Source organism: Pseudomonas sp. P5_A2_2 (genome assembly GCF_054177685.1).
Genome location: NZ_JBGCUL010000174.1, coordinates 1 through 7,159, shown reverse-complemented (window position 1 = coordinate 7,159; position 7,159 = coordinate 1). Strand labels below are relative to the sequence as shown.

Here is a 7,159-nt window from a genome sequence, read left to right as displayed (position 1 = left end):
CACCTGCACTATCCCGAAACGCAGCCACCGGCGCGCTTGCGAGAAATTGAACGGCGCGTGGCCGACGGCGTGCGACAGGCAAGCCTGATTCTTACCGTCTCGCAATACATTGCTGACGAAGCCCAGGCGCATTTCGGATTACCGGCCGAGCGATTTGTCGTCGCACCGCTGGGTGTAGCCGCGCGCTTTCACCCGCGCTCCCCCGAGGCCATAGACGCCGTACTCAAGACCCATGGCGTCGAAGCGCGGGAATACTTCCTCTGTGTCGGCACCCTGGAACCGCGCAAGAATCTGTCCCTCGCCCTGCGCGCCCACGCCCGATTGCCGGAATCGGTCCGTCAGCGTTTTCCTTTGCTGATCGTCGGCATGGCCGGCTGGCAGCGCGAGCAGTTCAGCGAAGAATTGCACCAGGCCCTGGCCTGCGGTCATGTCTGTTTACTGGGCTATCTGCCTGACGAGCACGTTGCGCAGCTGCTGGCCGGCGCCCGGGCATTGATTTTTCCGTCGCTTTACGAAGGTTTTGGCCTGCCGGTGCTGGAGGCCATGGCCTGCGGCACGCCGGTCATTCTGACCAGACGCTCGGCCATGCCCGAAGTGGCAGGCTCTGCGGGTAACTATGTTGAACCGGATGAAACCGACGGCCTGCGCGATGCAATGAGTCGTCTGATCGAGGATCTAGCGCATTGGCAGGCATGCCGAGAAGCCGGGTTGCTACAGGCAAGGCTTTTTACCTGGCAACGCTGCGCGCAAGTCACGGCCAGCGCTTACCGCCAGGCTATGGGAGGTTGAATGCGAGTTCTTCATTTTTTCAAGACGTACCTGCCTGACTCGGTCGGCGGGATCGAACAAGTGATTTTCCAGTTGTGCGAAAGCGGTGCCCTGCACGGCGTTGACGGCAAGGTGCTGACACTCAGTGCCGATCCGACACCGCCGGTGGTGCGGATCGCTCAACATGACGTCCATCGAGCCAGACTCGACATTCAGTTCGCCTCCACCGGGTTTTCCTGGAGCGTCTTCAAACAGTTTCGCGAGCTGGCAGCCGAGGCCGACGTGGTCAATTACCACTTTCCATGGCCGTTCATGGACCTGGTGCATTTCGCCAGCAGCCTGAACAAACCCAGCGTGGTGACGTACCACTCGGACATTATTCGCCAGAAACACCTGCTCAAACTTTACCGGCCGCTGATGAATCGCTTTCTGCACAGCGCCGACCGGATCGTCGCTGCGTCGCCCAATTACCTGCACACCAGTGATGTGTTGCAACAGTTTCAGCACAAGACCCGAGTGATCCCCTATGGATTGAACAAGGCAGGTTACCCACAGCCGGACAGCAATCGAACGGCCCACTGGCGGCAAAAGCTCGGCGACAAGTTTTTTCTGTTTGTCGGTGTGATGCGCTACTACAAAGGTTTGCACATCCTGCTCGACGCCCTGAAGGACCTGGATTACCCGACAGTGATTGTCGGTGCCGGCCCACTGGAAGCAGAGCTGCATGCCCAGGCGACCGCCCTGGGTTTACGCAATGTCCACTTCCTCGGGCGTCTGGGGGACGAGGACAAGGTGGCGCTGCTGCAACTGAGCTATGCCATCGTGTTCCCGTCGCACCTGCGCTCCGAAGCCTTCGGCATTTCGCTGCTGGAAGGCGCGATGTATGGCAAACCGATGATCTCCAGTGAGATTGGCACGGGCACCAGTTACATCAACATCCATAACGAGACCGGGCTAGTGGTGCCGCCGAGCAATCCATTGGTGTTCCGTGAGGCGATGCGCACGCTTTGGGAAAATCCGGTGCTGGCGGCGCAAATGGGCGAGAAGGCGCAGGCCCGTTATCAAAATCTGTTTACCGCGGACGAAATGGGTCGCAAATGGACGGCCTTGTATGAGGAACTGCTGGAAGAAAAAGCCCTCGCCTACGCATGAGCATCCGTGATGCCTGTACTATGACGCCACGATGATTCAGACGTGAGGATCGCCCGGTGCCTTGCTCGGCGCGGCGTATTGTGGCTTCAGGTGCCCGTCCTGATCGAGTAGCCAGGCGTCCATGATCTCCCGGACGACCGGTCCGGCGACGCGGCCACCCGCCTCGCCGTTTTCGATCATCACCGAAATCACGATCTTCGGATGTTCGGCCGGGGCGAAGCCGACGAACAAGGCATTGTCGCGGTTGCGCTCGCGGGTTTTCTCCCGGTTGTAACGTTCGCCCTGCCTGATCGCCACCACTTGCGCGGTACCGCTCTTGCCAGCGATACGATACTGCGCCCCTGCCGCTGCGGCCCGGGCAATCCCGCGGGCATCGTGCATCACCATCTGCATGCCATGGTTGACCTGCTCCCAGTCGCGTGGATCCTTGAGCAGAATGTCCGGCATCGGATGTTCATCCACCGGCGCGACGCCGTCCACGGTTTTGGCCAGGTGCGGGCGATTCCACACGCCTTTGTTGGCAATCAGCGCCGTCGCCTGAGCCAACTGCAGCGGCGTAACCTGCATGTAGCCCTGGCCGATGCCGAGAATCACCGTCTCGCCCGGAAACCAGGCCTGACGACGGGTAGCGCGCTTCCAGGCTTGGGATGGCATCAGGCCAGGGGATTCTTCATTCATGTCCAGGGAGACTTTCTCACCGAGCCCGAACATGGCCATGTAGTCGTGCAGGCGATCGATACCGAGCTTGTGTGCGAGGTCATAGAAATAGGTGTCGTTGGAACGCATGATCGCCGCATCCATATCCACCCAACCATCGCCGCTGTGGTTCCAGTTGCGGTACTTGTGATCGAAATCCGGTAGCTGGTAATAACCGGGGTCGAACACACGGGTCTGTGGCGTGACGACACCTGCATCGAGGCCAGCGATTGCCACTTCCGGCTTGATGGTCGAACCCGGGGCATAGAGACCACGCAGCACACGATTGAACAGCGGCCGATCAATGGAATCCCGTAGCGAAGAGTATTCCCTGGAACTGATACCGGTGACGAACAGGTTCGGATCGAAACTCGGGTTGCTGACCATGGCCAGCACTTCACCGGTCGACGGATCCAGCGCGACCACCGAGCCACGGCGATCGCCCAAGGCTTGCTCGGCGGCTTCCTGCAGCTTGACGTCGAGGCTCAGGACAATGTTTTCGCCTGGTACCGGGTCAGTGTGCTTGAGCACTCGCAGCACGCGGCCCTGAGCATTGGTTTCGACTTCTTCATAACCAACATGGCCGTGCAGTTGCGCCTCGTAGAATTTTTCGATTCCGGTCTTGCCGATGGATTGGGTGCCTCGGTACTCGACCGTATCCAGAGCCTTTGACTCTTTCTCGTTGATACGTCCGACGTAGCCGACCGAATGAGCGAAGTGCGCGCCCAATGGATAGTGCCGAACGAACTGCGGCTCGACATCCAGGCCCGGCAGACGGAACTCGTTGACGGCGAGTACGGCAATCTGTTCTTCGCTGAGCTCATAGAACAACGTCACGGGTACGAAGGGGTGACGTGCCTGTTTCATGGCCTTGTCGAACAGCGTGCGATCTTCAGCGGGCAGGTGCAGGAGATTGACCACCTCGTCCAGCTCTTCGTTTACATCGGGAGCACGTTCGCGGGTGATGGTCAGGTTGAAGCTGGGACGGTTGTCCGCGAGGAGTACGCCGTTGCGGTCATAGATCAACCCGCGGGTCGGTGTAATCGGCAGGACATGTACGCGATTGTTTTCGGAGACGGTGGAGTGATAGTCGAACTCGACTACTTGCAGGACATACATGCGCACTACCAGCGCACAGGTAATGGCGGCAACGAACAAGGCGCAGGCCATGAGTCTTTTGTTGACCAGACGTGTTTCTTTTTCGTGGTCCTTGATGGGTATCGGCTCAGGCACTTGTGCAGCAACTCTTTGAAAAGAACGCCGATCCGTGGGCGCAAACTCAGTCCATTAAAAATGAGCTGCACCATACCAAAAGCGTGGAGCCTGGTTTGTGTGATTTTTTTTACAATTGACCTTGGGTGGGCCGGCCTTGTTTTTCGAGCGCAAAAACAAAACCCCAACTGCTTTCGCAATTGGGGTTTCGGAATTTAATCTTGACGATGACCTACTCTCACATGGGGAAACCCCACACTACCATCGGCGATGCATCGTTTCACTGCTGAGTTCGGGATGGGATCAGGTGGTTCCAATGCTCTATGGTCGTCAAGAAATTCGGGTACTGAACCGTTTTTCAACGTTTCAGCAAATTGGGTATGTGACAGCTTTCGGTGTTTTGTGAGCGTCGAACTTTCGGTTCATTGCGTCTTCACACACCGCAATCTGATGCTCTTTCGAGTAGTCAAATTGCTTGGGTGTTATATGGTCAAGCCTCACGGGCAATTAGTATTGGTTAGCTCAACGCCTCACAGCGCTTACACACCCAACCTATCAACGTCGTAGTCTTCGACGGCCCTTCAGGGRRCTCAAGGYYCCAGTGAGATCTCATCTTGAGGCAAGTTTCCCGCTTAGATGCTTTCAGCGGTTATCTTTTCCGAACATAGCTACCCGGCAATGCCACTGGCGTGACAACCGGAACACCAGAGGTTCGTCCACTCCGGTCCTCTCGTACTAGGAGCAGCCCCTCTCAAATCTCAAACGTCCACGGCAGATAGGGACCGAACTGTCTCACGACGTTCTAAACCCAGCTCGCGTACCACTTTAAATGGCGAACAGCCATACCCTTGGGACCGGCTTCAGCCCCAGGATGTGATGAGCCGACATCGAGGTGCCAAACACCGCCGTCGATATGAACTCTTGGGCGGTATCAGCCTGTTATCCCCGGAGTACCTTTTATCCGTTGAGCGATGGCCCTTCCATACAGAACCACCGGATCACTAAGACCTACTTTCGTACCTGCTCGACGTGTCTGTCTCGCAGTCAAGCGCGCTTTTGCCTTTATACTCTACGACCGATTTCCGACCGGTCTGAGCGCACCTTCGTACTCCTCCGTTACTCTTTAGGAGGAGACCGCCCCAGTCAAACTACCCACCATACACTGTCCTCGATCCGGATAACGGACCTGAGTTAGAACCTCAAAGTTGCCAGGGTGGTATTTCAAGGTTGGCTCCACGCGAACTGGCGTCCACGCTTCAAAGCCTCCCACCTATCCTACACAAGCAAATTCAAAGTCCAGTGCAAAGCTATAGTAAAGGTTCACGGGGTCTTTCCGTCTAGCCGCGGATACACTGCATCTTCACAGCGATTTCAATTTCACTGAGTCTCGGGTGGAGACAGCGCCGCCATCGTTACGCCATTCGTGCAGGTCGGAACTTACCCGACAAGGAATTTCGCTACCTTAGGACCGTTATAGTTACGGCCGCCGTTTACCGGGGCTTCGATCAAGAGCTTCGCGTTAGCTAACCCCATCAATTAACCTTCCGGCACCGGGCAGGCGTCACACCCTATACGTCCACTTTCGTGTTTGCAGAGTGCTGTGTTTTTAATAAACAGTCGCAGCGGCCTGGTATCTTCGACCGGCGTGGGCTTACGSAGYAARTSCTTCACCCTCACCGGCGCACCTTCTCCCGAAGTTACGGTGCCATTTTGCCTAGTTCCTTCACCCGAGTTCTCTCAAGCGCCTTGGTATTCTCTACCCAACCACCTGTGTCGGTTTGGGGTACGGTTCCTGGTTACCTGAAGCTTAGAAGCTTTTCTTGGAAGCATGGCATCAACCACTTCGTCACCCARAGGGTAACTCGTCATCAGCTCTCGGCCTTARRATCCCGGATTTACCTAAGATYYCAGCCTACCACCTTAAACTTGGACAACCAACGCCAAGCTGGCCTAGCCTTCTCCGTCCCTCCATCGCAATAACCAGAAGTACAGGAATATTAACCTGTTTTCCATCGACTACGCTTTTCAGCCTCGCCTTAGGGACCGACTAACCCTGCGTCGATTAACGTTGCGCAGGAAACCTTGGTCTTTCGGCGTGGGTGTTTTTCACACCCATTGTCGTTACTCATGTCAGCATTCGCACTTCTGATACCTCCAGCAAGCTTCTCAACTCACCTTCACAGGCTTACAGAACGCTCCTCTACCGCATCATCCKAAGATGATACCCGTAGCTTCGGTGTATGGTTTGAGCCCCGTTACATCTTCCGCGCAGGCCGACTCGACTAGTGAGCTATTACGCTTTCTTTAAAGGGTGGCTGCTTCTAAGCCAACCTCCTAGCTGTCTAAGCCTTCCCACATCGTTTCCCACTTAACCATAACTTTGGGACCTTAGCTGACGGTCTGGGTTGTTTCCCTTTTCACGACGGACGTTAGCACCCGCCGTGTGTCTCCCATGCTCGGCACTTGTAGGTATTCGGAGTTTGCATCGGTTTGGTAAGTCGGGATGACCCCCTAGCCGAAACAGTGCTCTACCCCCTACAGTGATACATGAGGCGCTACCTAAATAGCTTTCGAGGAGAACCAGCTATCTCCGAGCTTGATTAGCCTTTCACTCCGATCCACAGGTCATCCGCTAACTTTTCAACGGTAGTCGGTTCGGTCCTCCAGTCAGTGTTACCTAACCTTCAACCTGCCCATGGATAGATCGCCCGGTTTCGGGTCTATTCCCAGCGACTAGACGCCCTATTAAGACTCGCTTTCGCTACGCCTCCCCTATTCGGTTAAGCTCGCCACTGAAAATAAGTCGCTGACCCATTATACAAAAGGTACGCAGTCACCCAACAAAGTGGGCTCCCACTGCTTGTACGCATACGGTTTCAGGATCTATTTCACTCCCCTCTCCGGGGTTCTTTTCGCCTTTCCCTCACGGTACTAGTTCACTATCGGTCAGTCAGTAGTATTTAGCCTTGGAGGATGGTCCCCCCATATTCAGACAAAGTTTCTCGTGCTCCGTCCTACTCGATTTCATGACCAAGAGATTTTCGCGTACAGGGCTATCACCCACTATGGCCGCACTTTCCAGAGCGTTCCGCTAATCTCAAAGCCACTTAAGGGCTRGTCCCCGTTCGCTCGCCACTACTAAGGGAATCTCGGTTGATTTCTTTTCCTCAGGGTACTTAGATGTTTCAGTTCCCCTGGTTCGCCTCTTGCACCTATGTATTCAGTACAAGATAACCATCTTATGATGGCTGGGTTCCCCCATTCAGACATCTCCGGATCAAAGTCTGTTTGCCGACTCCCCGAAGCTTTTCGCAGGCTACCACGTCTTTCA

The 7,159-nt window shown here is 55.7% G+C and carries 3 protein-coding genes and 2 rRNA genes; 2 read left to right on the top strand and 3 right to left on the bottom strand.

Annotated elements, in window-relative coordinates; all coding sequences use genetic code 11:
• Together ACXRVY_RS12990 and ACXRVY_RS12985 are read left to right on the top strand one after the other, a co-directional pair.
• Positions 1-789: glycosyltransferase family 4 protein (locus ACXRVY_RS12990; protein WP_458237523.1), on the top strand; the 789-nt coding region annotated here is incomplete at its 5' end.
• A complete protein-coding gene (locus ACXRVY_RS12985; protein WP_223462443.1) occupies positions 790-1,920 on the top strand; it encodes a glycosyltransferase family 4 protein in 1,131 nt (376 codons plus the stop codon).
• 36 nt (positions 1,921-1,956) lie between these two features.
• Here ACXRVY_RS12985 and mrdA read toward each other — a convergent pair whose 3' ends face one another.
• From mrdA to ACXRVY_RS12970, 3 genes are all read right to left on the bottom strand, one after another.
• Positions 1,957-3,849 carry a penicillin-binding protein 2 gene (gene mrdA, locus ACXRVY_RS12980; protein ID WP_223462444.1) on the bottom strand — a complete coding sequence of 631 codons (1,893 nt, stop codon included), beginning with the start codon at positions 3,847-3,849 and terminating at the stop codon, positions 1,957-1,959.
• A gap of 198 nt (positions 3,850-4,047) precedes the next feature.
• Positions 4,048-4,163, bottom strand: a 5S ribosomal RNA gene (gene rrf / locus ACXRVY_RS12975).
• 151 nt (positions 4,164-4,314) lie between these two features.
• A 23S ribosomal RNA gene (locus ACXRVY_RS12970) occupies positions 4,315-7,159 on the bottom strand; the annotation flags it as partial.